This is a genomic window from Knoellia subterranea KCTC 19937 (assembly GCF_000768685.1).
GTDB lineage: Bacteria > Actinomycetota > Actinomycetes > Actinomycetales > Dermatophilaceae > Knoellia > Knoellia subterranea.
Window position 1 is genome coordinate 1 of record NZ_AVPK01000016.1, and the last position, 23421, is coordinate 23421.

A 23421-nucleotide genomic window follows, 5' to 3' on the forward strand; every position below is an offset into this window, starting at 1 on the left:
GGAGGTCCTGGGTGAGCAGCAGGTGGTGCGGCGTCACCTCGGCGGTCAGGTCGATGCCGCGCTGTTTGGCCCACCGGATGACCTCGACACCCTCGGCGGTGCTCACGTGGGCCACGTGAACGCGCGAACCGGTGTGCTGTGCCAGCTGGGCGTCGCGGGCGATGATGCTCGACTCCGCCACTGCAGGCCACCCGGGCAGACCGAGCCGGCCGCTCAGTTCCCCCTCGTGGCAGCACGCGCTGCTCCCGGCGAGATACGGGTCCTGGCTGTGCTGGCTCACGACGCCACCGAAGGCGCGGACGTACTCGAGCGCGCGGCGCATGACTCGGGAGTCGTGGACGCAGCGGCCGTCGTCGGAGAACACGCGCACGCCGGCACGCGAGCGATGCATGAGGGCGAGCTCAGCGAGCTCTTCACCGGCCAGTTCCTTCGTGACCGCCCCGATGGGCTGGACATCGACGAGGCCGGCGGCACGACCAAGGTCATGGATGCGTTCGGCGGCCTCGGCCGTGTCCGTCACCGGGCTGGTGTTGGCCATGGCGAGCACAGCGGTGAATCCGCCGACCGCCGCAGCCGCCGAACCGGTCGCGATGGTCTCCGCGTCCTCGCGGCCGGGTTCGCGCAGGTGGGTGTGCAGGTCGACGAAGCCGGGCAGGAGGGCGAGGCCGTCGGCATCGAGGCGCTCGGTGTCCTTCGGGGCGTCGAGGCCGGTGCCGATCTCGGCGATCGCACCATCGACGACGAGGACATCCGTGGCCTCGCCGTCGAGGAGTCGGGCCCCCGTGATGAGCACGTCACTCATGCCGCGCTCCCCTCGCTCGTGGCCGCCGCTTCGGTGGGCGAGTCCTCACCGGCGAGCAAGTGATAGAGCACGCTCATGCGGACCGCCACACCCGCGCTCACCTGGTCGAGGATGAGGCTCTGGGCGGCATCGGCCGCGTCGGCGCTGATCTCGAGTCCGCGGTTCATGGGGCCGGGGTGGCAGATGACGATCTCCGGGTTCGCGTCGGTGAGTCGGGTGAGGCGGTCGCGGGTCAGGCCGTAGCCCACGGTGTATTCGCGTGCCGTCGGGAAGAACCCGCCACTCATCCGCTCCTTCTGCACGCGCAGCATCATCAGCGCGTCGATCGGCTTCGTGGACCCCGTGGCCTGCAGCACATGGTCCAGGTCGTTGCTCAGGGCGAACCCGTCGCGCTCGGCCCAGCCCGAGATGCCGCTGGGCATGAGAGTCGGCGGGGCGACGAGGGTGACGTCGGCACCGAGCCGGCGCAGCGAGATGAGGTTCGAGCGCACGACGCGCGAGTGGGTGAGGTCACCGACGATGGCGACGCGCTTGCCCTCGAGCGAGCCGAGCCGCCGCTCCATCGTGTAGGCGTCGAGCAGGGCCTGCGTCGGGTGCTCATGGGTGCCGTCGCCGGCGTTGATGACGTGGGCGTCGACCCACTGGGCCACCTGGTGTGCGGCACCGGAGGCGCCGTGGCGCATGACGAGGGCGTCGACACCCATCGCGTCGATGGTCCGCACCGTGTCACGCAGGGACTCACCCTTGGATGCGGACGACCCCTTGCCCGTGATGTTGATCGTGTCGGCGCTCATCCACTTGCCCGCGATCTCGAAGGAACTGCGGGTGCGGGTGGAGTCCTCGAAGAAGAGGTTGATGATCGTGCGTCCACGCAGGGTCGGGATCTTCTTGACCTCGCGCTTCTGCACGTCGTGCATCTGCGTCGCCGTGTCGAGGATCGTGCGGATCCCGGCAGCATCCAGGTCGGCCATGGACAGGAGGTGGCGCGGCATACGCGTCGCCTGCGAGGTCATCGGGCTCCTCCGGCGATCGTCACGCTGTCGGCCTCGTCGAGCTCGGCCAGGCGGACGCGCACCTTCTCGGTCTGGGCGGTGGGCAGGTTCTTGCCGACGTGGTCGGCGCGGATCGGCAGTTCGCGGTGGCCGCGATCCACGAGGACGGCGAGGCGCACGGCAGCCGGGCGTCCGTGGTCGGCGAGCGCGTCGAGCGCAGCGCGCACCGTGCGGCCGCTGTAGAGGACGTCATCGACGAGGACGACGACCTTGCCGTCGACGCCACCTTCGGGGATGTCGGTCGGCATGGGCGCGCGCGTGGGCTGGTGGCGCAGGTCGTCGCGGTACATCGTGATGTCGAGTGCGCCGACCGGGATCTCCCGGCCCTCGAACTCGGCGATCGTCGCCGCGAGCCGGCGTGCGAGCGGAACTCCCCGCGAGGGGATGCCGAGGAGAACGAGGTTCTCGGCGCCCTTGTTGGCCTCGAGGATCTCGTGGGCGATGCGACGCAACGCCCGGGAGATGTCGGCGGCTCCGAGGACCGTCCTCCCGGCGTCGTTCACGGGGTCGGTCTCACTCGAGGAGCGAGCGGGCATGGCTGCGTCTGGACACATCAGTGTCAAGACCTCCTTCCCTGCCTCACGGGACAGGTCGTTAAAGGATGTCGGTCGCCCCACTGTAGCGACTCCCCGCGTCGTCCCCCAAAGCGACCCGGCGTGGCCGTTCCACCGATCGAGACACATAACTGACTGCTATGTCTCCCCCAACAGCATGTGATGTACTGGGGCACCACCCCACTCACCGAAGGAGGCGCGATGCACCCGCAAACCAGCACCAACCAGGCCGGAGGAACCTGCGCCTCCTCCACCGAGCGGTCGCCGATCTTTCCGCCGCGCGACGCCGACATCGAGACCTACCGCGCGTGGCTCGCCCGGGCCGCCTGGCCCGAGGTCGTCTTCGGCGCCCGACTCCCAGCACCGGTCACCTCGCGCTGAACACGAGAAGCACGAACACGCCGGTATGCCGGTCGTGACAGTCCCGTTCCGGGCTCGCCTCAGACCCGGTCGAGGGTGACGACGCTGACCCCGCCCGCAAGGTCAACCTGATCGACGCGCGCGAAGCGTGCGTGCGCGGATTCCCCTGCGAACAGGCTGATTCCGGATCCGATCACCGACGGATTGACCTTGAGGACGAGTCGATCGATCTCGGGGAGCAGCGCGTGGGCGAGCGTGCCGCCTCCCACGAGCCAGATGTCGAGCCCGTCCTCGGCCTTGAGGTCACGAACCCTCGCCAGTGGGTCGCTCGACACGATCTCGACGGGGAGGTCCGTCCGGTCTGCGAGCGTGGTCGACACGACCAGGTGGCGCAGGTGCGGATAGGTGTCGTCCATGCCGGCCACCAGCCCGAGGTCATAGGAGGCGCGCCCCTCGATGACGGTGTCGAAGTGCGCGCCCGGCGCACTGATCCCCATCGCGTCGCGCGCGGGCCCCGGCAAGGTCTCGGGGTAGTTCGCGACGATGAACTCGATGAGATCCGGCGTGATCGGGAAGAACTCGGCCCCACTCGGGTCTCCCCCGTCCGGTCCGGCGATGAACCCATCGAGCGTGACGGCGACGTAGTAGACCAGTTTGCGCATGGAGCCGATCCTGTCAGGCCGGCTCCCACGGGTTGATCACGGCGATGCCGGTGCCCTCGAAGTCCTTGACGTTGCGCGTGGCCAAGGGCACGTCCCAACGTCGGCACACCGCAGCGATCCACGCGTCAGCCGTGCGAATGGGGCGCCCGGTGTGGCGTCGCCGGGCCCGAATCTCGGCGAAGTAGGGCGCGGAGCGCGCGTCGACGTCCAACACCTTCCCGCTGAAGGTCAGGAGCACACCCTCCACCCCGGCATGCACCTGGTCACGCCGTCGACCTTCCGGCAGAACGAAGACCCCTTGGAGAAGCTCCCCCACCGTGATGGCGCTCAGCCGCCGCACGGGATGAGGTACGCCCCGCAACCAGTCCACGACGCCGGGATTCGGTTCTGACCGAAGGACTTCCGAGACGAGGTTGGTGTCGAGAACGATCATGAGAAGTCCGGCACGCGGTGGTCATCCACATCGGTGCGGGCGGAAAGTTCAAGCTCCACGCCTCCGGTGAGCCGACGAAACTCCCCCAACGCTTCGAAGAGAGGGTCACCAGCGTCGACTGCCGCGGGCGCGACGGCCTCGTCGAGGATTGCGCGCACCTCGGCTTCCATGGAACGCCCGTTCTGAGCGGCCCGCACCTGGAGGCGGCGTTTCACGTCCTCGTCGACCTTGCGGATGGTGAGCGTGCTCATCCCGACCCCTCCCTACTCTCGATGACGTGCTGTCAATGCTAGCACCGCTGGCGCCGCACCGATCTGCGCAACTCGAGCACGCGGCATACCGAGAAGACGAACCGGACCACAACGCGAACGGCCACCGACCCACATGGGTCGGCGGCCGTTCGTACGACACCAGGGGCGTCAGCCCAGGGGCGTCAGCCCAGGGTCGGCTTGACCTCGACGAGACGCGCGAGCAGTCCGTTGATGAACTTCGGCGAGTCGTCGGTCGACAGTTCGGTCGCCAGCGCGACGGCCTCACTGATCGCCACGACCTCGGGCACGTCCGGCGCGAACAGCACCTCGTAGGCGCCGAGCCGCAGGATGGCGCGGTCGACGGCCGGCATGCGGTCGAGGGTCCAGCCCTGGGAGTAGGTCGTCAGCAGGTCGTTGATCTGCGTCCAGTTCGCGACGACTCCCGTGACGAGGTCGGCCGTGAACTCGTTGAGCGGAGCCTCGGTCACGGGTGCGGCGAGACGCTCCTTGAGCAGTTCGCCGGCATTGAGCTGACGCTGCTCGGCCTCGAAGAGGAGATCGATCGCGCGACGGCGCGACTTGGTGCGTGCAGCCACAGGTCAGTTGACGCGGCTCAGGTAGGACCCGTCGCGGGTGTCCACCTTGACCTTGTCGCCGGTGTTGAGGAAGAGCGGGACGGCGATCTCGGCGCCGGTCTCGAGCGTGGCGGGCTTGGTGCCACCGGTCGAGCGGTCGCCCTGGAGGCCGGGCTCGGTGTACTGGATCTCGAGGACGACCGACGCCGGGAGCTCGATGAAGAGGACGTTGCCGTCGTGGCGGGCCACGATCGCTTCCTGGTTCTCGAGCATGAACTTCGAGGCGTCGCCGACGATCTCGGGCGAGACCGAGATCTGGTCGTAGGTGTCGCCGTCCATGAAGACGTAATCGGTGCCGTCGTTGTAGAGGTACTGCATCGTCCGCTTGTCCACGTTGGCCGTCTCGACCTTCACGCCGGCGTTGAACGTCTTGTCGACGACCTTGCCCGAGAGGACGTTCTTGAGCTTGGTGCGCACGAAGGCCGGACCCTTGCCGGGCTTGACGTGCTGGAACTCCACGACGGTCCAGAGCTGGCCCTCGAGGTTGAGGACGAGGCCGTTCTTGAGGTCGTTCGTCGATGCCACGTGTGTGTTCGCTTTCGATGTGATTGACAAGATTCGGTATGCCGTGTGCGCAGTCGCGCGTCCACGTCCCGGAAGTCTTTGGCCGGTAATGCGCAGGCGAGTCTATCCGGCAGCCGGCTCCAGCCCCGAATCCGCGAGTCGGTCACGCGGCCCGGCGCGCTGCTCAGAGGAACTGCGACGGGTCGAACTGCTCGATCGGGATGACGCGGATGCGCGGCAGCGGCGACGTGAACGCCTTGACGTCGTACTCGAGGTCGAAACTCTCGAGCCCGTCGTCCTCGAGCGCGGTGAAGCCGCTGTTGCGGAACTCACGGAAGGCCATGAGCCCGACCCGCCGGTCGTCATCGTCGAGCAGCGCCTCGAGCTCCTCGAGGAAGTCGCCGTCGTGGCTGACGAGCATGACGTCGGCGTCGCGCTCCTTGATGGCCCGCAAGGTGCGCTGGATGGCGACGTCGACGACCTTGACGTCCGAGTCACCCGAGAGCGGGACGGGGGTGAAACCGAGTGCGTTGAGGGCCTGGATGAACGACATCGGCATCGTCGTCGTGGCATTGAGGAAGAACAGGCCACGGACGTCCTGCTCCCACGTCTCCCGGGCGAAGGCCAGCAGGCGGTCCCAGCGCGGTCGCTCGTCCGGCTGGGGCCGACGCCCGAGGATCGAGGTGCCGAGGGTGGCGTCGATGTTCTCGCCGTCGACGAGGACATAGGTGAGGACCGGTTCGTCGGACATGATGGCGAGTCTAGGTGGCGCTGGCCCGACGGTGGGATCAGACGCCGATGGTCAGGTTGGCGACATAGCCGCTGCTCACGTCCCCGGTCACGGTGGCCAGCTGGTGAATGCCGCCGTCGTCGCCGAACACGTTGTCGGAGGTCAGCGTGGTCTGCTCGTGCGTGCGGGCGCTCTGCTCATAGCCGGCCGTCGCATAGACCGCCCGACACACCGCGTCGGGGAGCGCGATCTGCGAGGTCTTGACGATCTGTCCGCTGCTCGTGGCGTCGGCGGTCGAGCGGTAGACCTCGAAGTGGATGTGTGGCCACCGGCCGCTGTAGGCCGCGGGGAAGATCGTCGTGAACGTCGCCGTCCCGTTGGCATTCGTCGGCTGGACCCCGCGAAGGTAGTTCTCGTTCTCCACGCCCTGCGAATACATCGAGTAGTTGCCGTCACGGTCGCAGTGCCAGATGTAGACGGCGGCACCCTCCATCGCCGCGTAGCCGTTCTCGCTGTCGGTCACGGTGAGGTTGACGGTCAGCGGCACGCCCTCGGCCTTCGTCGTCGACGTGCCGAAGGAGCTCGTGATGTCGGACCGGATGATGCCGCTGTCGTCGAGGACGTTCGTACCGTTGCTGCCGTCTCCGGGATAGGGGCCCTGGGTCTCGTCGGGCACCTCGGTCGACACCGTCGACGCAGTGCCGCTCGACGTGGCCGCGCCCGCGGAGGTCGATGCCGAGGCGCTCGAGGTGATGGTCGATCCGCCGGTCGCACTGGAGCCGGTGGAGTCGGACGCTGCGCATCCGGCCAGGGCGAGCAGACCGGCGCCCCCGAAGATCCCCAGGGCCCGGCGGCGATCGAGGAGGGTGGCGACATCGAACTCGAGGCCGCGGTCGTGGTCGGGGTGAGGCTGCTGGGGTGAGGGTCGCGAAGTCATGGGACAAGAGTGGCCCGGCAGCGCATGACGCAATCATGAGTCGGCTGTGCGGCTCCTGTGAGCGTGTTTGCCGCTCACGCCGTCTCGGGAGAGGCAGACTGCGAAGCATGAAAGCGAAGTCGCTCGTCGGTGCCCTCGTCGTCGGTCTCGCGGGGGTCGCCGTCAAGGACCTGACCCAGAAGAAGCACTCGCTCAGGCGGAACTTCCCCGTCGTCGCGAACTTCCGCTACATGCTCGAGAAGATCGGTCCCGAGCTGCGGCAGTACATCATCACGAGCAACGACGCGGAGCGTCCGTTCTCGCGCGACCAGCGGGCGTGGGTCTACGCGAGCAGCAAGCTCGAGAACAACTACGTCGGGTTCGGCACCGACAACGACGTCGAGCACCTCGAGAACTACCCGATCATCAAGCACCGCACCTTCTCTGCCGGGGCGCCGTCGACCGCCGTCGCGCACGGCCACCACGACGAGAAGGTCGATCTGCCCGCGGCCAAGGTGCTGGGACGACCTCGTGGGCGCAGGCACGCCTTCCGACCCGCGTCGGTCGTGAACGTGTCGGCGATGAGCTTCGGCTCGCTCTCCGGCCCGGCCATCGAGGCGATGAACCGGGGCGTCGCTCTCGCCGGGGCGCTGCACAACACGGGCGAGGGCGGCCTGTCGGACCACCACCGCAAGGGTGGTGACCTCATCCTCCAGATCGGGACGGCCTACTTCGGGTGCCGCGACGACAAGGGCCGCTTCGACCTCGCTCGGCTCAAGGACCTCGTCCAGGGTGCCCCGGTCCGAGCCATCGAGGTCAAGCTCAGCCAGGGCGCCAAGCCCGGCCTCGGCGGTCTCCTCCCGGCGGCGAAGATCACCGAGGAGATCAGCCGGATCCGTGGCATCCCGATGGGAGAGGACTGCGTCAGCCCGTCACGGCACGCCGAGTTCGACAGCGTCGACTCGATGCTCGACTGGGTCGAGCGCATCGCCGACGAGACCGGACTTCCCGTCGGCATCAAGTCGGCCGTCGGCGAGATGGATTTCTGGACCGAGCTGGCCGACCAGATGTCGAGCCGCACGCGCGGGGTCGACTTCATCACCGTCGATGGTGGCGAGGGTGGCACGGGCGCCGCACCACTCGTGTTCACCGACACGGTGGCGCTCCCCTTCCGGGTGGGCTTCGCGCGGGTCTACTCGACGTTCGCCCGGGCTGGCCTCACCGACGACGTCGCCTTCATCGGTAGTGGCAAGCTCGGCCTGCCCGACAACGCCCTCGTCGCCTTCGCCCTGGGCGCCGACATGGTCAACGTCGCACGCGAGTCGATGCTGTCGCTCGGATGCATCCAGGCGCAGAAGTGCCACACCGACCGCTGCCCCACCGGCGTCGCGACCCAGGACCCGTGGCTCGCCCATGGCCTCGACCCCGACCTCAAGTCCGTGCGCCTCGCCAACTACCTGCAGACGCTGCGCCGCGACCTCCTCAAGGTCTCCGAGGCCTGTGGCGTCCCGCACCCGGGTCTCATCGATGCGGAGTCGGTCGAGATCCTCGACGGCAACCGCACCGGGACACCCCTGCGCAAGGTCTACGGCTACGAGCCGGGCTGGGGCGCCCTCGGCCCGGAGCTCGCCCGCGAGATCACGTCGATCATGTGGCCCGAGCGCGACGACGACACGAGCGCGCCGGCGTCACCGACGGCCACCATCTGACGGACAACCGCGTCACGTCTCAGGCAGAGACGGCGGCGTATGCCGTGCGCAGTTGTTCCTCTGTCGGCCCTTCGAGCCGCACCGGTCGCGCCACGTCCTCGAGGACGACGAACCGGAGCAGCGCGCCGCGAGTCTTCTTGTCGCGCCGCATCGCCGTCTCGAGCCGAGCCCAGTGGCCCGACTCATAGGCGGTCGGCAGGCCCACAGAGCTCAACACTGCGCGGTGCCGGTCGACCACTTCACGTGAGAGCACGCCTGCGGCACAGGCCAATTCGGCCGCATAGACCATGCCGATGGCCACGGCCTCCCCGTGCCGTCGGCGGTAGTGCTCCACCTGCTCAATGGCGTGCCCGAACGTGTGCCCGTAATTGAGGATCTCCCTCAGCGACGACTCGCGGAGGTCCTGGCTCACGACGTCGGCCTTGACCCGGATGGCGCGTTCGATGAGTTCGAGCGCGTGCGGGCTGTCCGGTGTGGTGGCCCCCTGGGGGTCGCTCTCGACGAGGTCGAGGATCACGGGGTCGACGATGAAGCCACACTTGATGACCTCGGCGAGGCCTGCGACGTAGTCCTCGCGCGGCAACGTCGCGAGCACATCCATGTCACACAGCACGGCCCGCGGCGGGTGGAACGACCCGACGAGGTTCTTGCCCTCGGCGGTGTTGATCCCCGTCTTGCCACCCACGGCTGCGTCGACCATCCCGAGGAGTGTCGTTGGCACCTGGATCACCGGCACGCCCCGCAGCCACGTGGCGGCGACGAAGCCGGCGAGGTCGGTGACCGTCCCGCCACCGACACCCACGATGACATCCGTGCGGGTGAACCCGTGACGCCCGAGCAGGGCCCACAACTCGGCGGCGACCACCGCGGTCTTGGCGTCCTCGGCGTCAGGGACGCCCACGGCATACGCGTCAATTCCCCTGTCCCGCAGCGATGCGGTGACTCGCTCACCCACGCCGCGCATGGAATCCGGATGAACGACGAGCGCGCGCTGGACGCCGTCTCCGACGACATCGGCGACCCGCCGGGAGCACCCGGACTCGATGACGACCTCGTAGTCACCGCCCACGGACACCACGCTCACGCCTGCTCCCCCAACGCCTCGACGATCTGTGCGACGACGTCCTCGATGCTGCGGCCAGCAGTGTCGACCCGATGCGTCGCCACTGCCTCGTAGGTCGGTCGACGCTCGTTCATGAGCTTGGTCCAGGCGGCCCGTGGATTGATCGCGAGCAGCGGCCGACTGCCGTCGAATCCGACTCGCTTGGCCGCATCGGCGATGCCCACGTCGAGGAAGATCACTGTGTGGCCCGCGAGCGCGCGCTGGGTCGACTCGTCCATCGGCGCACCTCCGCCCAGGGCCACCACTCCGCGCTCGGCAGCCACGGCACGGGCGACTTCGGCCCGCTCGAGGGCACGGAAGGCCGGTTCACCCTCGAGCACGAAGATGTCGGAGATCGAGCAGCCCTGGGCCTCCTCGATGGCAGCGTCGGTGTCGTGGAACGCCACGTCGAGCGCGGCCGCGAGCGCCTCGCCGATCGTGCTCTTGCCGGCGCCGGGTGGGCCGACGAGGACGACGGGGCGCTGGTCCGATGTGGTCACCACGTGCGCATCGTCTCGGGGATGGCAGCGAGGTATGCCGCGTGGTTGCGTCGTGTCTCCTCGACCGAGTCGCCGCCGAACTTCTCCAGACAGGCCTCGGCGAGCACGAGGGCCACCATGGCCTCGGCGACCACGCCGGCTGCCGGGACAGCGGAGACGTCGGAGCGCTGGTGGATGGCCTTGGCCTCACCCTCGCCCGTCGTGTCGATCGTGTCGAGTGCGCGCGGGACCGTCGAGATCGGCTTCATCGCGGCTCGGACCCGCAGAACGTCACCGTTGGACATCCCGCCCTCGGTGCCGCCGGCCCGGCCGGTGCGGCGCCGAATCGTCCCGGACTCGTCGCGCTCCATCTCATCGTGCGCCTGCGACCCGCGCCTTGCCGCCGTGCGGAAGCCGTCGCCGACCTCGACACCCTTGATGGCCTGGATGCCCATGAGGGCGCCGGCGAGCCGAGCGTCGAGCCTGCGGTCCCAGTGGACGTGCGAGCCAAGGCCCGGCGGCAGACCGTAGGCGAGCACCTCGACGACGCCACCGAGGGTGTCCCCGTCCTTCTTGGCGGACTCGACCTCGGCCACCATGGCCGCGGAGCCCTCGGGGTCGAGCGTCCGCACGGGGTTCGCGTCCAGCTCGGCCACCTGGTCCGGCGTCGGCAGCAGGGCATCATCGGCCACAGCGGCAGTGCCCATCGAGATCGTGTGCGACACGAGGCGGATTCCGTAGGCCTGCTCGAGGAAGCGAGCAGCGACCTCACCGAGTGCCACGCGCGCCGCGGTCTCGCGCGCCGAAGCGCGCTCGAGCACCGGCCGGGCGTCGGCAAAGGCGTACTTCTGCATTCCGACGAGATCGGCGTGCCCCGGGCGCGGACGCGTCAACGGTTTGTTGCGCGCAATCTCCTTCTCGGCATTGACGTCGTCGGAGGCGGCGTAGGCCTCGTCCGACACCGGGTCGGCCGACATGACCGTCTGCCACTTCGGCCACTCGGTGTTGCCGATGCGGATCGCCACCGGCGAACCCATGGTGATCCCGTGTCGAACTCCCCCGAGGAACTCCACCTCGTCCTGCTCGAACTTCATGCGTGCCCCTCGACCCGCGCCGAGCCGGCGTCGGGCCAGGGCGTCGGCGAGGTCGGTCCGGGTCACCTCCACCCCGGCGGGCAGGCCTTCGATCGTGGCGAGGAGTGCGGGGCCGTGAGACTCACCGGCGGTCAACCAACGAAGCATGGGGCAGATCTTCCCACGGCCCCATCCACCGGGCCGGGCGCGGTCACGACGTGGGCGCCCACGCAAGGCGGGCGGACGGCATACCGGGCTCCTTCCCCGGCTACCCTCGCGACATGACGACTCCGGCCACGACGCCCGCTGCCTTCGCCCTGTCCGCACGCATCCTGTGCGGCGCCCTCATGGGCGCACTCGTCCTCATGGGCCTCGTGCTGTTCTTCGTCCTGCCCAGCGACGAGACTCCGCCCATCTGGGTGCCGCTCGCGCAGGTGGTTGCCGCAGTGGTGGTCCACGTCGGCCTCGAGACGATCGGCTACCGCATCGCACCCCTCGAGTCGGCCCTGAGCGACGACGAAGCGGCGGCCGAGGCACGCACCCGCTGGCAGAGCTCGATGATGGTCCGCTTCGCCCTCAGCGAGGCCATCGCCATCGGGTCGATCGCGCTGGCGTTCGTCGTCGACGGCGGCATCTGGGTCTATCTCGTGGGCGCCGCCGTCTCCCTCGTCCTGATGTGGATCCACGTCTGGCCGGGTGCCCGGTCGGTGGGTCGCACGGCCGATGCCCTCGAGGCCGGTGGCCGCGCGTCGCACCTGCGGGAGACGTTCGGCGCGTCCGCCCCGGGACCGATCCAGCAGTTCTGAGTCAGCGGCGCCGTCGGCCGGTCACTCGCCGATGAGGCCGCGCACGATCGCACCCGTCCATGCGAGGGCGATGATCGCGCCGGCGCACATCGACGGCCCGAATGCCATCGCGGACTTCCGGCCGGCCCGCCCGGTCAGGAGCAGGACGAGCGCTGTCACTCCCCCGACGACGAACGCCGCCATCGTCCCGATGACGACGTGGCCGACCGAGAACCACCCGAGGAGCAGCCCGATCGTCGGCGCGAGCTGGATGTCGCCACCGCCGAACCCGCCGCCGGGCAGGAAAGCGAAGATCACGTACAGGACGGTCAGTCCGACGCAGCACAGGCCGGCGGTCAGCAGCCGATCCCATTCACCCGTGGCGATCGTCGGCGGCAGGAGCAGCACCGCGAAGGCCGGCAGTGCCGGCCGGGTCAGCCCCACGGGCAGCCGGTGGACGTCGAGGTCGATCCACACGAGACACACGGTCAGCCAGGCGAAGAGCAGGTATGCCGGGAGCGCGGCGTAGTCGGCCACGTCACCGATCGTCGTCGCCAGGACCACGACGATGACGGCCAGCAGCGGGGCGACCCACCACGAGGGCGGAGTCGGGTGGGTGGCTTCGTCCTCGGGAATCCGATAGCCACCCGTGGCGAGTTCACGGGCGGTGATCCGTCCGATGACGAGTGCCCCGACGACGAGTGCGACCAGGGCCAGGACCCAGAGGACGTCGCGGTTCATCGACTCGCCATGGCTTCCCGAGCCGCATCGAACATCGCCTCAACGGGCGGGCGCTGTCCGGTGAAGAGGCGGACCTGCTCCGCTGCCTGGTGCACGAGCATGTCCAGACCCGAGATGACCTCGGACCCATGAGCGACAGCAGCCTGCGCCAGGGGGGTCGGCCAGTCGGCATAGACCACGTCGAGCAGCGTGGCTTCGTGCCACTTCTGTTGCGCGACCGAGTCCAGTCCGGCAGCAGTCGCGGAACTGGCCGCCGGGGGCAGGGTGGAGATGACGAGCCGTCGGGGTTCACGGGCCCACACCGCGAGAGGGATGGCCATGGCCGTCACGTCGTGTCGCTCGAGCAAAGTCACCACCTCTTGGGCGGCGTCGGCGTTGCGCGCCGCGACGACGACGTCGCGCACCCCGAGGTCGACCAGAGCCAGTGCCGCCGAACGGCTCGTCGCGCCGGAACCGAGGAGGAGCGCCGCCCCCTCGTGCGCCACGTGCTCGACGGCGCGCACGATGCCGATCACGTCGGTGTTGGCGCCATCCCAGCGACCGTCCTCGCGGCGGACGAGGGTGTTGATGGCCCCGGCCTCGCGCGCGACGTCCGTGACCGAGGCGGCCACGTCGAACGCGGCCTCCTTGAGCGGCATCGTCAGGCTCAGCCCGCGCCACTCGTCGTCGAGGGCGCCGACCACGCCGGGCAATTCGACTTCGGTGACCTCACGACGGACGTACGTCCAGTCGTCAAGGCCGAGTGCGGCATACGCGGCGTGGTGCAGGACCGGAGACAGCGAGTGAGCGACGGGTGAGCCGAAGACGGCCGCCCTCAGCACTTGTCGCGGTTCTCCGAGCACCACTTGTTGAACTCCTGCACGTTGCGATCGTGCTCGGCCTGGGTGACGGCGAACTTGGTCTCGCCCGTCGACGGGTTGACGGCGACGAAGTAGAACCACGGTCCGTCGGCAGGGTGGGCCGCCGCTTCGATCGAGGCGGCACCCGGGTTGTTGATCGGTCCCGGAGGCAGGCCCTTGACCCGGTAGGTGTTGTAGGGGCTGTCCGAGTTGCGCGCCTCGTTGGAGGTGCCGGCGCGGCCCCGCTCCTGCTCGATGTAGTGGATCGTCGAGTCCATCTGCAGCATGCCGACCGTCGGCCCGTTGGGGTCGTCGAGTCGGTTCTCGATGACGCGGGCCACTTTGGCGCGGTCGGCGTCGCCGTTGACCTCGCCCTCGACGATCGAGGCGACCGTGAGGATGCGGGTGTAGTCAGCAGGGTCCACGCCGGCCTTCTTCAGCTCGGTCAGGGTGAGGGCGATCATCTGCTTGAGCTGCGATGCCGCCGGGGTGCTCTTGTCGAACTCGTAGCTCGACGGGAAGAGGTAGCCCTCGACCTTGCCCTTGGCCTCAGCCGGAAGGCCGAGCTCGGCGGGGTTCTGGAGGGCAGCCTCGTAGTCGGCGACGGGGACGCCGGTCGCCTTGCTCAGGCGCGGGATGATCTCGCTGGCCCAGAGCCCTTCGGGGATCGTCAGGCGCGGTCCCTGGCGGTTGGCCGGGTCGCTGAGGATGGTGAAGGCATCGACGGCCTTCATGCCCTTGCGCAGGGCGTAGGTGCCCGCCTGGATGCGGGAGCTGGCGGCGGGATCGGCGCCGGAGGCCTCGAGGTATGCCGTTCGCGTCTTCACGACACCGGCAGTCTTGAGTGTCGTCGCGATGCTCTCGCCACTGTCACCCGGCTTGACGGTCACGGAGACGTCGCCCTCACCAGGGCCGGGGAAGTCCTCACCGCCGCCGGAATCGCCACCGCCCACGAGGGACGAGACGACCGGCTTGAGCAGCGTGAAAGCCATCGTGGTCGCTCCACCCACGAGCACCACGGCGAGCAGCAGCGTGAGCAGGCGGCGACCCTTGCCACCACGACGCTGGCGCTGGCGACGCGAACGCCGGGAGTCTTCGGGCGGAGGCTCTCCGAAGAGAGTCGTCTCGAGGTGGTCCTGGGTCACCGTTGTCCGTCCTTGTTCTTCGGCCTGCGCCGCTTCTGTCGCTCCACTGGTTCACCCGGTGGGCGACCCGAACTGCGTTCCTCGTCCAGTGCCGCCTGCAGAATCAGCACGGCGGCCGCCTGGTCGACGACTGCACGCTGCCGACGTCCATCGACTCCACTGTCGCGCAGGACCCTGTGGGCGTCCACACTCGTGAGGCGTTCGTCGACAAGACGGACGCCCACGGGTGCCACCCGGCGGGCCAACTCCGCAGCATACGTGCGCGCGGCCGCTGCCGCGGGACCCTCGTCACCCGAAAGTGAACGCGGCAGTCCGACAACGACCTCGACGGCCTCCCGTTCCACGCACAGGGTCGCGAGTTCGGCGACATCGTCGTCCCCCGCCTCCGGGGCGTTCGGAGCCCAGGCACGCGCCAGCGTCGCGTGCGGGGTGGCGAGGATGCCCGAGGGGTCGCTGAGGGCCACGCCGACACGAACCGTGCCGACGTCGACCCCCAGACGGACTCCGGGGCGCACGCTCACCCGCCGAGTTCCCCGACGCGCCACTCCACGGCGTTGATCGCCTCGCCGGACTTGCTGGCGTCCTGGCCACCGCCCTGGGCGATGTCGTCCTTGCCACCACCACCGCCACCCAGGGTCTGGGCGGCGATCCGCACGAGCTCGCCCGCCTTGATGCCCTTGTCGCGAGCCGCCTGGTTCGTCGCGATGACGACGACTGGACGACCCTTCGCCGCGCCGGTGACCGCCACGACAGAGGGGGCGCCGTCGCCGAGCTTCTGGCGGGCGTCGAGGACCATCGCGCGCACGTCATCGGCGCCGGTGCCGGGGCCGGCGTCATGTCCGACGAAGCGGATTCCGTTGACGTCCTTGGCGTTGTCGCTGAGGGAGCCGGCGGCCGCGAGCACGGCCTCCTTGCGCACCCGCTCGAGTTCGCGCTCCGCGTCCTTGAGCCGCGTCACCATCGCGCTGACGCGTTCCGTGAGCTCGCCCGCTTGACCACCGACGATGCCACTGAGCTCGGCCACGATGGCGCGCTCCCGCGCGAGGTAGCGCAGCGCGTCCATCCCGACGAAGGCCTCGAGGCGGCGCACACCCGAGCCCACCGAGGACTCACCCGTCACGGTCAGCGCACCGACCTGCGACGAGTGGCCGACGTGGGTGCCACCGCAGAGCTCGCGCGACCAGGGGCCACCGATCTCCACGACGCGAACGGCCTCGCCGTAGGTCTCACCGAAGAGTGCGAGCGCTCCGGCCTCGCGCGCCTCGGCGAGCGACATCCACGACGCCGAGACGGGCAGGTCCTTGCGCACGGCGAGGTTCGCGACCTCCTCGATCTCGCTGCGGGTCTCGGGCGAGAGCGCCTGTCCCCACGCGAAGTCGAGCCGGAGGTAGCCGGGCTTGTTGTAGGAACCGGACTGCAGGGCGGACGGGCCGAGCACCTGACGCAGGGCCGCGTGGATGACGTGCGTGCCCGAGTGCGCCTGACAGGCCGAGAGCCGCCACTCGGGGTCAACCTCCGCGAGCACCGGGACACCGGCACGCAGCGGACCGTGGACGACCTCGACCGTGTGGGCGATCAGTCCCTTGACCGGTCGCTGGACGTCGACGACCTTGAGGTGCACGCCGTCGGCGGTGATGATGCCCTCGTCGGCGATCTGCCCACCGGACTCGGCATAGAACGGGGTCCGGTCGAGGATGACCTGACCGCGCTGTCCCGGCTCGATCTCCTGGACCTGCTCACCGTCCACCACGAGGCCGATGACCTTGGCCTCGCTGGTGAGCTCCTGCCACGCCCGGAAGTCGGTCTCGCCGGCAGCCCGCAGGTCCTTCCAGACCTCGGTGTTGGCGTGACCGGACTTCTTCGCCTTGGCGTCGGCCTTGGCCCGGTCGCGCTGCTCCTGCATGAGGCGCGTGAAGCCCTCGCGGTCCACGGCGAGGCCCTGCTCCTCGGCCATCTCGAGGGTGAGGTCGATCGGGAAGCCGTAGGTGTCGTGCAGCTGGAACGCCTGGTCGCCGGACAGGACGCCGGACCCCTGCTCACGGGTCCGCACCACCGCGGTGTCGAGGATCGTCGTGCCGGCAGCGAGGGTGCGGCGGAACGCCTCCTCCTCGGCGTAGGCGATCTTGCTGATCCGGTCGAACCCGGTCTCGAGCTCGGGGTAGGACTGCTTCATGCGGTCCATCGAGACGGGCAGCAGGTGCGGCAGCGCCGGCTCGTCGAAGCCGAGCAGTCGCATGGAGCGCACGGCCCGGCGCAGCATGCGGCGCAGCACATAGCCGCGACCCTCGTTGCCCGGGGTGACACCGTCGCCGATGAGCATGAGCGAGGAACGGACGTGGTCGGCGACGACGCGCAGCCGCACGTCGTCCGGGTGCGACTCGCCCGCCGAGTGGCCGGACTGGGCGCCGTAGTTCTTGCCCGTCATCTCGGCGGCCTTGGCGAGGACCGGATAGACCTCGTCGATCTCGTAGAGGTTGTCGACGCCCTGGAGCACCGACGCGATGCGCTCGAGGCCCATGCCGGTGTCGACGTTCTGCGCGGGCAGCGGGCCGGAGACGTCGAAGTCCTCCTTGGACCGCACCTCACTCAGCTCGTACTGCATGAAGACGAGGTTCCAGATCTCCATGTAGCGGTCCTCGTCGACCGCGGGACCGCCCTCCTGGCCGTACTCGGGGCCACGGTCGTAGAAGATCTCGCTGCACGGACCGCCCGGACCGGCAACGCCCATGTGCCAGTAGTTGTCCTTCTTGCCGCGGCGCACGATCCGCTCGAGCGGGATCGCGGTGTACTCGGCCCACAGCCGCTCGGCCTCGTCGTCGTCCTCGTAGACCGTGGCCCACAGCCGGTCGGGGTCGAGGCCGTAGCCCCCCTCGTCCTGCGACGTCGTGAGCAGCTCCCAGGCGAACCGGATCGCGTCCTTCTTGAAGTAGTCGCCGAAGGAGAAGTTGCCGTTCATCTGGAAGAACGTGCCGTGCCGGGAGGTCTTGCCGACCTCCTCGATGTCACCGGTTCGCACACACTTCTGCACGCTCGTGGCGCGCTGCCACTGCGGCGTCTCCTGACCGAGGAAGTACGGCTTGAACGGCACCATGCCTGCGTTGACGAACAGCAGGTTGGGGTCGTCGTGGATGAGGGGCGCGGAGGGCACCACCGTGTGGCCCTTCTTCTCGAAGAAGGTGAGCCAGCGGCGCCGGATCTCTGCGGTTTCCATGTCGTCAGTCCTGGAGTCTCGTGGTTCGAGTCGGGTCATGCGGGTCCTGCAACGCGCCCGGGTTCACGGGCACCGGTGAATCCTACGTGCCAGCCGGTCACGCGGACCTGCGCATTCCCTTCGCACGGCTCCCCGGCCTTCCTAGAGTGGGTTCATGGCACTCGAACTCGGGCTCGACACGTTCGGCGACATCGCACTCGGGCCCGACGGCGAGCCGCTGACCGCCGCCACGGTGGTCCGTGAGGTCCTCGCCGAGGGACAGCTGGCCGATCGCCTCGGCCTCGACTTCTTCGGCATCGGTGAGCACCACCGGCCCGACTACGCGGTGTCCGCTCCCGACACGCTGCTGGCAGGTCTCGCGACGACGACCGAGCAGATCCGCCTCGGAAGCTCCGTCACGGTGCTGAGCTCGGACGACCCGATCCGGGTGTTCCAACGCTTCTCGACGGTCGACGCGATGTCGAACGGCCGGGCCGAGATCACCGTGGGGAGAGGCTCATTCATCGAGTCCTTCCCCCTGTTCGGCCTGGCGCTCGAGGACTACGAGGTCCTCTTCAGCGAGAAGCTCGACCTCCTCGCCAGCGTCCTCGAGGAGCAGCCGTTCCGTTGGGAGGGAACCGTGCGTCCCCCAGTCGAGTCGGGTCCGGTCATGCCACCGACGGAGTCCGGTCGCCTCCCCACGTGGGTCGGTGTCGGCGGAACGCCGGCGTCGGTCGTGCGCGCCGCGCAGTACGGCCTGCCCATCGTCATCGCGATCATCGGCGGGGCGAGCGCCCAATTCGCCCCACTCGCAGATCTCTACCGTCGCGCGTGCACCGAGTACGGCCACGAGGGCCTCCCCATCTCCGTGCACTCCCCCGGTCACCTCGCCCCCACCGACGAGCAGGCCCAGGAGGAATACCTCCCGCACTTCATCGAGCAGATGCGCAAGATCGGCCGCGAGCGCGGGTGGGCGCCCATGACCGAAGAGGCGGCCCGGGCGCAGCTCTCACCTGAGGGCGCCGTCTATTGCGGTTCCCCCGAGACCGTCGCGCGCAAGATCGTCGCCACGACTCGGGTCCTCGGAGCGACGAGGTTCCAGTTCAAGTACTCCAACGGGCACCTCCCGCACGACCTGCGGATGTCGTCCATCCGCCTCTTCGGCGAGGAGGTCGCGCCCCGGGTCCGCGAACTCCTCGCGACGGACGACGCCTGACACTGCCGTTCCGACCCTTGTCGAGACACCTAGACCCTAGGTAGAGTTAGACCATGGTGTCGCGAGCTCCACGGATGACCGGCCCGACGAGGGCCGTCCTCGACGTGCTTCTCGCCGACCCGGAGGCCGACCACTACGGCCTCGCGATCGGAGCGGCCACCCGGCTGCCCAGCGGGACGATCCACCCGATCCTCGCTCGACTCGAGGGCGTTGACTGGGTGAGCAGCACGTGGGAGGACATCGACCCGTCCGAGGCCGGTCGCCCGCGACGTCGCCTCTATCGGCTCACCGACACCGGGGCGACCAAGGCGCGGGCTGCGTTGGCTGCGGCCGACGCCCGCCGCGCCCGGCTTCCCTCTCCCGCGACGGTGACCCCGTGACCCGCCTCGCGAGTGCCATCGTCGCGCTCGGTGTCCGAGTCCTGCCCCGGCAGGACCGTCGACGCTACGGGGAGGAGCTCGACGCCGACCTGCGGTCCCAGCCCGGTTGGCGACGACTCGGGTATGCCGTGTCGTTCCTTCTCGCGACTCCTCGCCTGCGCTGGGAGTTGCTTGCCAGGCACGCCGGTCAGCCCGTGCCGAACTGCTTTGTTGGAATGCACCGTGACCGCGATACCCACCCCAATCGCGAGGCGTCATGGGTGATCGTCCGTGAATGTGTCCGGTGCCGCCGCCTGACGGACCCGCCTCAGTACGAACCCCGACGTCGGGTCAACGACATTCGAGCGTGGTATTCCGCCAACGGTGGTCGCTGAGGTCAGCCGCGGCCGAGGCGCTCCTTGAGCCAGGTCCAGCGCTCCTGCAGTCGTGCCTCGAAACCACGATCACTCGGCTGGTAGTAGTCGGTCTTTCCGACGAGGTCGTCCGGGAGGTACTGCTGCTTCGCGACGGCGTCCGGCTCGTCGTGCGCATAGACGTAGCCCTTGCCGTGCCCGAGACGGGCCGCACCGGCATACCCACTCCCGCGCAGGTGGGCGGGAACCGCCCCACCTCGTCCGGCACGCACGTCGGCCACGGCAGCGTTGATCCCGGCATACGCCGCATTGCTCTTCGGCGCGAGCGCGTTGTGCACGACCGCCTGGGCAAGGATGATCCGCGCCTCCGGCATGCCGATCTGGGCGACGGCGTGCATCGCGGCGACCGCGGTCTGGAGTGCGGTCGGGTCGCCCATGCCGACGTCCTCGCTCGCCGAGATGACGATGCGGCGCGCGATGAAGCGGGGGTCCTCCCCCGCCTCGAGCTGGCGCGCCAGATAGTGCAGGGCGGCGTCGACGTCGGAGCCGCGCATCGACTTGATGAAGGCCGACGCGACGTCGTAGTGCTGGTCGCCCGTCTTGTCGTAGCGCACCATCGCCTGCGCAACGGCCTGCTCCGCATGTTCGAGCGTGATGACCAGGGGCGAGTCGTCGGTCCGTCCGGCGGGTGCGTCGTCGAGAGCCACTCCCGCGGCCGCTTCCAGGGAGGTAAGCGCCCTGCGGGCGTCGCCCTGGGCGATGCGGACGAGGTGCTCGCGCGCCTCCTCCGCCAGCGTGTATGCCGCGTCGAGACCACGCTCGTCGGTCACCGCCGCGTTCAGGACGTCTTCGACCTGGGCGTCGTCGAGGGAGGTCAACGTGATGAGCATCGACCGCGACAGTAGGGGCGCGATGACCGAGAAGGACGGGTTCTCCGTCGTGGCCGCCACGAGGATCACCTGCCGGGTCTCCACTCCCGGAAGGAGGGCATCCTGCTGGGCCTTGCTGAAGCGGTGGATCTCGTCAAGGAAGAGGACGGTCTGGCGACCGTAGAGGTCGCGGTTGCGGGCAGCGGCCTCCATGACTGCACGCACGTCCTTGACCCCAGCCGTCACCGCGGAGAGCTCGACGAACTCGCGGTCGGCCGCCGTCGCGACGAGGTGGGCCAGCGTCGTCTTGCCGGTGCCGGGCGGACCCCAGATGATCGCGCTGAGCGGGCCCGCCGTGCCTCCCGAGCCCTCGATGAGGCGGCGGAGTGGACTGCCCGGCCGGAGCACGGACTCCTGACCGCGGACCTCATCGATGGAGGCGGGGCGCATCCGGACGGCCAGTGGTGGAAGCGTCGCGGGGGTCGCCTCGGTCACCGAGGAGGCGAAGAGGTCGTCACCGGCTGCCACCGAAGCAGCCTAACGTCCGGCGCCGACACCACAGGTGCGCCGGTCGCGCGACCGGCGCTCCCCGTGGTGACCGGCGTTCGCATACCTGCACCGGTCACCAACCTCTGCGCCGGTCGCGCGACCGGCGCAGAGAACAGGGTGGTCACACCTGCCCGCACTGCGTAGGTTTGGTGCCACCCCGAAGTCCGTCGACGAGAGGTCCTGCCATGCCCGACGCCACGAACGTCACGCTGCACCACGAGGACACCGGCGGCGACGGCCGGCCCGTCGTCCTGATCCACGGTTGGCCCCTGTCGGGAGCCTCGTGGAAGGACACCGTCCCGGCGCTCACGGACGCCGGACTGCGGGTCATCACCTACGACCGTCGTGGCTTCGGCCAGTCCGACCCGGCGCCCGACGACCGCTACGACTACGACTCACTGGCCGCGGACCTCGCGGACCTCATGGAGCGGCTCGACCTGCGCGACGCATCCCTCGTGGGCTTCTCCATGGGTGGAGGCGAGGTGGCCCGTTATGTCGGCAACTACGGCACCGACCGGGTGCACAGCGTCGCCTTCGCCGCAGCCATCCCGCCGTGGCTGGAGAAGAGCGACGCAAACCCCGACGGCGGCCTCCCCCCGGAGCAGGCCGCCGCGCTCCAGGATGGCCTCAGCGCCGACAGGGTCGGCTTCCTCGAGGGCTTCACGACGAACTTCTTCAGCGCCCACGGCGACCTCAAGGTCACCGAGGAGCAGCTCGCCGAGGCACGCGAGCAGGCGGCACAGGCCGACCTCGACGCCGCGCTGGCGTGCATCCACTCATGGCTCACGGACTTCACCGACGACATCGCCGCGATCACCGTGCCCACGCTCGTCATCCATGGCGACGCGGACGCGATCGTGCCGCTCGAGGTCTCGGGTCAACGCACCCACGAGCAGGTGCGCGGCAGCGAGCTCGTCGTCATCAAGGACGGCCCCCACGGCATCAACACCAGCCACGTCGAGGAGTTCAACGCCGCACTCGTCGAGTTCCTCGGTCGGTGAGCAGCGGGAGACTGCTCGAGCTCGACACAGCCGAGGCGATCACGGAGGCGAGCGGAACCCATCCTTTCGTCGCGCACGACCTCTCACCGACGTTCGTCGCTCCGGCACTCCATCTGGCCGGGACGGACACGGTTGCCTGGTCCCAGGAGTGGGCGGACGGCCGGACCGGAGTCGTCGTCCTGGGTGACCCGGAGGACGTCGCGACCCTCGCTGTCGACCCGGGATTCGTCGCCCACGTCCACGCCTGGCACCCGGACCACGTCTCGGCACCGGCCGATGCCTACGACGCGGTGGCGGCCTCGCTCGGTCTCCGCGGCGGAAACGCCTGGGACCGCATGGCGACGACCAGCCCTCCCCCGGCCATCCCTGCGGAATCGGACGTGACGTGGTTCGACGGCGACGAAGACGAGCTGACGACATTCGTGCGCGCCCACAACCCACGCCCGCACGCCCTCCCCGGGCGGCACGCGGAGCAGCGCTGGGTCGTCATTCGCGAGGCCAGCCCGATCGTCGCCTGCGGGTGCACCGAGCCCGGCAACACCACAGTCCCTCTCATCGGCGGCATCGCGGTTGACCAGACACAACGGGGACGTGGGCTGGGAGCCGCTGTCACGGCATACCTCACAAGGGACGGGCTCGACCGCGAAGGTGCGTGCACGCTGGGAGTCTTCGCCGACAACGCCCACGCGCGACACCTCTACGAGCGCCTCGGCTACGCGGTGACTCTCCACGCCCGCACCGGCTTCCCGGTGCGACACTGACGCCATGGCCTACGACGCCGAACTCGCCGACCGCATCCGGACCCTGCTCGCCGACGAGCCGGGACTGACCGAGAAGGCCATGTTCGGCGGACTCGGCTTCATGCTCGACGGACACATGGCCGCCGCCGCGAACAGTTCGGGTGGCCTCATGGTGCGCGCCGACCCGGCTGGACCGGGCGACCCACTGCTCTTTCCCATGGTGATGCGCGGGCGCGAGATGGCGGGCTGGCTGCAGAACGACCCGGACGTCCCGCTCACCGATGCCGACCTGTCGCGGCTCGTCGGCATCGGCGTCGCCTTCGTCCGGACGATGCCGGCGAAGAGCTGACG

28 protein-coding genes are annotated in these 23421 nt (G+C 69.3%); 9 read left to right on the forward strand and 19 right to left on the reverse strand.

Features of this window, described 5'->3' with window-relative positions:
- From N803_RS16520 to pyrR, 3 genes are all read right to left on the reverse strand, one after another.
- Positions 1-802, reverse strand: an 802-nt coding sequence (locus tag N803_RS16520; protein ID WP_035907458.1) for a dihydroorotase, incomplete at its 3' end; no start/stop codon positions are given.
- Positions 799-1794: an aspartate carbamoyltransferase catalytic subunit gene (locus tag N803_RS16525; protein ID WP_035907461.1), complete on the reverse strand. Its 996-nt coding sequence runs from the start codon at positions 1792-1794 to the stop codon at positions 799-801. The genes N803_RS16520 and N803_RS16525, both read right to left, overlap by 4 nt.
- 17 nt (positions 1795-1811) lie before the next feature.
- Positions 1812-2390 carry a bifunctional pyr operon transcriptional regulator/uracil phosphoribosyltransferase PyrR gene (gene pyrR / locus N803_RS16530; RefSeq protein ID WP_052112410.1) on the reverse strand — a complete coding sequence of 193 codons (579 nt, stop codon included), beginning with the start codon at positions 2388-2390 and terminating at the stop codon, positions 1812-1814.
- Between the two features lie 219 nt (positions 2391-2609).
- Between pyrR and N803_RS16535 the strand changes: the two genes are divergently transcribed.
- The gene (locus N803_RS16535; RefSeq protein WP_035907394.1) at positions 2610-2789 is read left to right on the forward strand and encodes a hypothetical protein; all 180 of its coding nucleotides are present in this window, start codon (positions 2610-2612) and stop codon (positions 2787-2789) included.
- 59 nt (positions 2790-2848) lie between these two features.
- Here N803_RS16535 and N803_RS16540 read toward each other — a convergent pair whose 3' ends face one another.
- The 7 genes from N803_RS16540 to N803_RS16570 form a co-directional block, all read right to left on the reverse strand.
- Positions 2849-3430 (reverse strand): dihydrofolate reductase family protein, encoded by a 582-nt coding sequence (locus N803_RS16540; RefSeq protein WP_035907397.1) that lies wholly within the window; start codon positions 3428-3430, stop codon positions 2849-2851.
- A 13-nt stretch (positions 3431-3443) separates the two neighbouring features.
- Positions 3444-3863: a type II toxin-antitoxin system VapC family toxin gene (locus N803_RS16545; protein WP_035907398.1), complete on the reverse strand. Its 420-nt coding sequence runs from the start codon at positions 3861-3863 to the stop codon at positions 3444-3446.
- A complete protein-coding gene (locus N803_RS16550) occupies positions 3860-4114 on the reverse strand; it encodes a FitA-like ribbon-helix-helix domain-containing protein (protein ID WP_035907400.1) in 255 nt (84 codons plus the stop codon). The genes N803_RS16545 and N803_RS16550 overlap by 4 nt, the downstream gene beginning before the upstream one ends.
- A 182-nt stretch (positions 4115-4296) precedes the next feature.
- A complete protein-coding gene (nusB, locus tag N803_RS16555; RefSeq protein WP_035907403.1) occupies positions 4297-4710 on the reverse strand; it encodes a transcription antitermination factor NusB in 414 nt (137 codons plus the stop codon).
- A 3-nt stretch (positions 4711-4713) separates the two neighbouring features.
- On the reverse strand, positions 4714-5274 hold the full coding sequence (gene efp, locus N803_RS16560; RefSeq protein WP_035907406.1) for an elongation factor P: 561 nt from the start codon (positions 5272-5274) through the stop codon (positions 4714-4716).
- 163 nt (positions 5275-5437) lie between these two features.
- A complete protein-coding gene (locus N803_RS16565; RefSeq protein ID WP_035907408.1) occupies positions 5438-6004 on the reverse strand; it encodes an NYN domain-containing protein in 567 nt (188 codons plus the stop codon).
- 37 nt (positions 6005-6041) lie between these two features.
- The gene (locus N803_RS16570; protein WP_035907410.1) at positions 6042-6920 is read right to left on the reverse strand and encodes an intradiol ring-cleavage dioxygenase; all 879 of its coding nucleotides are present in this window, start codon (positions 6918-6920) and stop codon (positions 6042-6044) included.
- A gap of 107 nt (positions 6921-7027) precedes the next feature.
- Here N803_RS16570 and N803_RS16575 point away from each other — a divergent pair, with 107 nt between their 5' ends.
- Complete coding sequence (locus tag N803_RS16575; protein WP_035907411.1) at positions 7028-8608, forward strand: FMN-binding glutamate synthase family protein; 1581 nt, start codon at positions 7028-7030, stop codon at positions 8606-8608.
- A 19-nt stretch (positions 8609-8627) separates the two neighbouring features.
- Here the strand turns inward: N803_RS16575 and aroB are convergent, their stop codons facing one another.
- The 3 genes from aroB to aroC are packed head-to-tail and all read right to left on the reverse strand — an operon-like array spanning position 8628 to position 11430.
- Positions 8628-9692: a 3-dehydroquinate synthase gene (gene aroB, locus N803_RS16580; RefSeq protein ID WP_035907412.1), complete on the reverse strand. Its 1065-nt coding sequence runs from the start codon at positions 9690-9692 to the stop codon at positions 8628-8630.
- The gene (locus tag N803_RS16585; protein WP_156969839.1) at positions 9689-10213 is read right to left on the reverse strand and encodes a shikimate kinase; all 525 of its coding nucleotides are present in this window, start codon (positions 10211-10213) and stop codon (positions 9689-9691) included. The genes aroB and N803_RS16585 overlap by 4 nt, the downstream gene beginning before the upstream one ends.
- Positions 10207-11430, reverse strand: a complete 1224-nt coding sequence (gene aroC, locus N803_RS16590; RefSeq protein WP_035907414.1) for a chorismate synthase — start codon at positions 11428-11430, stop codon at positions 10207-10209. Before aroC ends, N803_RS16585 begins: the two co-directional genes overlap by 7 nt.
- A gap of 113 nt (positions 11431-11543) precedes the next feature.
- On the opposite strand from aroC, the gene N803_RS16595 reads away from it, so the two are divergent.
- The gene (locus tag N803_RS16595) at positions 11544-12068 is read left to right on the forward strand and encodes a hypothetical protein (RefSeq protein ID WP_035907415.1); all 525 of its coding nucleotides are present in this window, start codon (positions 11544-11546) and stop codon (positions 12066-12068) included.
- 21 nt (positions 12069-12089) lie between these two features.
- Here N803_RS16595 and N803_RS16600 read toward each other — a convergent pair whose 3' ends face one another.
- The 5 genes from N803_RS16600 to alaS are packed head-to-tail and all read right to left on the reverse strand — an operon-like array spanning position 12090 to position 17983.
- Positions 12090-12788, reverse strand: coding sequence for a prepilin peptidase (locus N803_RS16600; protein WP_052112411.1), 699 nt, complete (start codon positions 12786-12788; stop codon positions 12090-12092).
- Positions 12785-13609, reverse strand: a complete 825-nt coding sequence (locus N803_RS16605) for a shikimate dehydrogenase (RefSeq protein WP_245617360.1) — start codon at positions 13607-13609, stop codon at positions 12785-12787. Before N803_RS16605 ends, N803_RS16600 begins: the two co-directional genes overlap by 4 nt.
- The gene (gene mltG / locus N803_RS16610) at positions 13603-14772 is read right to left on the reverse strand and encodes an endolytic transglycosylase MltG (RefSeq protein ID WP_035907418.1); all 1170 of its coding nucleotides are present in this window, start codon (positions 14770-14772) and stop codon (positions 13603-13605) included. Before mltG ends, N803_RS16605 begins: the two co-directional genes overlap by 7 nt.
- Positions 14769-15287 carry a Holliday junction resolvase RuvX gene (gene ruvX / locus N803_RS16615; RefSeq protein ID WP_035907420.1) on the reverse strand — a complete coding sequence of 173 codons (519 nt, stop codon included), beginning with the start codon at positions 15285-15287 and terminating at the stop codon, positions 14769-14771. Before ruvX ends, mltG begins: the two co-directional genes overlap by 4 nt.
- A gap of 2 nt (positions 15288-15289) precedes the next feature.
- A complete protein-coding gene (gene alaS / locus N803_RS16620) occupies positions 15290-17983 on the reverse strand; it encodes an alanine--tRNA ligase (RefSeq protein ID WP_035907422.1) in 2694 nt (897 codons plus the stop codon).
- 154 nt (positions 17984-18137) lie between these two features.
- On the opposite strand from alaS, the gene N803_RS16625 reads away from it, so the two are divergent.
- The 3 genes from N803_RS16625 to N803_RS16635 are packed head-to-tail and all read left to right on the forward strand — an operon-like array spanning position 18138 to position 19932.
- Positions 18138-19178: an LLM class flavin-dependent oxidoreductase gene (locus N803_RS16625; RefSeq protein ID WP_035907424.1), complete on the forward strand. Its 1041-nt coding sequence runs from the start codon at positions 18138-18140 to the stop codon at positions 19176-19178.
- A gap of 53 nt (positions 19179-19231) precedes the next feature.
- On the forward strand, positions 19232-19558 hold the full coding sequence (locus tag N803_RS16630) for a PadR family transcriptional regulator (RefSeq protein ID WP_245617362.1): 327 nt from the start codon (positions 19232-19234) through the stop codon (positions 19556-19558).
- Positions 19555-19932 carry a hypothetical protein gene (locus tag N803_RS16635; protein ID WP_035907428.1) on the forward strand — a complete coding sequence of 126 codons (378 nt, stop codon included), beginning with the start codon at positions 19555-19557 and terminating at the stop codon, positions 19930-19932. The genes N803_RS16630 and N803_RS16635 overlap by 4 nt, the downstream gene beginning before the upstream one ends.
- A gap of 2 nt (positions 19933-19934) precedes the next feature.
- Here N803_RS16635 and N803_RS16640 read toward each other — a convergent pair whose 3' ends face one another.
- Positions 19935-21308: a replication-associated recombination protein A gene (locus N803_RS16640; RefSeq protein ID WP_035907431.1), complete on the reverse strand. Its 1374-nt coding sequence runs from the start codon at positions 21306-21308 to the stop codon at positions 19935-19937.
- Between the two features lie 206 nt (positions 21309-21514).
- Here N803_RS16640 and N803_RS16645 point away from each other — a divergent pair, with 206 nt between their 5' ends.
- Genes N803_RS16645 through N803_RS16655 form a run of 3 tightly spaced genes read left to right on the forward strand, consistent with a single transcriptional unit; the run spans position 21515 to position 23419 of the window.
- The gene (locus N803_RS16645; protein WP_035907433.1) at positions 21515-22330 is read left to right on the forward strand and encodes an alpha/beta fold hydrolase; all 816 of its coding nucleotides are present in this window, start codon (positions 21515-21517) and stop codon (positions 22328-22330) included.
- Positions 22327-23091: a GNAT family N-acetyltransferase gene (locus N803_RS17725; RefSeq protein ID WP_052112412.1), complete on the forward strand. Its 765-nt coding sequence runs from the start codon at positions 22327-22329 to the stop codon at positions 23089-23091. Before N803_RS16645 ends, N803_RS17725 begins: the two co-directional genes overlap by 4 nt.
- A gap of 4 nt (positions 23092-23095) precedes the next feature.
- The gene (locus N803_RS16655; protein WP_035907435.1) at positions 23096-23419 is read left to right on the forward strand and encodes a TfoX/Sxy family protein; all 324 of its coding nucleotides are present in this window, start codon (positions 23096-23098) and stop codon (positions 23417-23419) included.
- Positions 23420-23421: the final 2 nt, after the last annotated feature.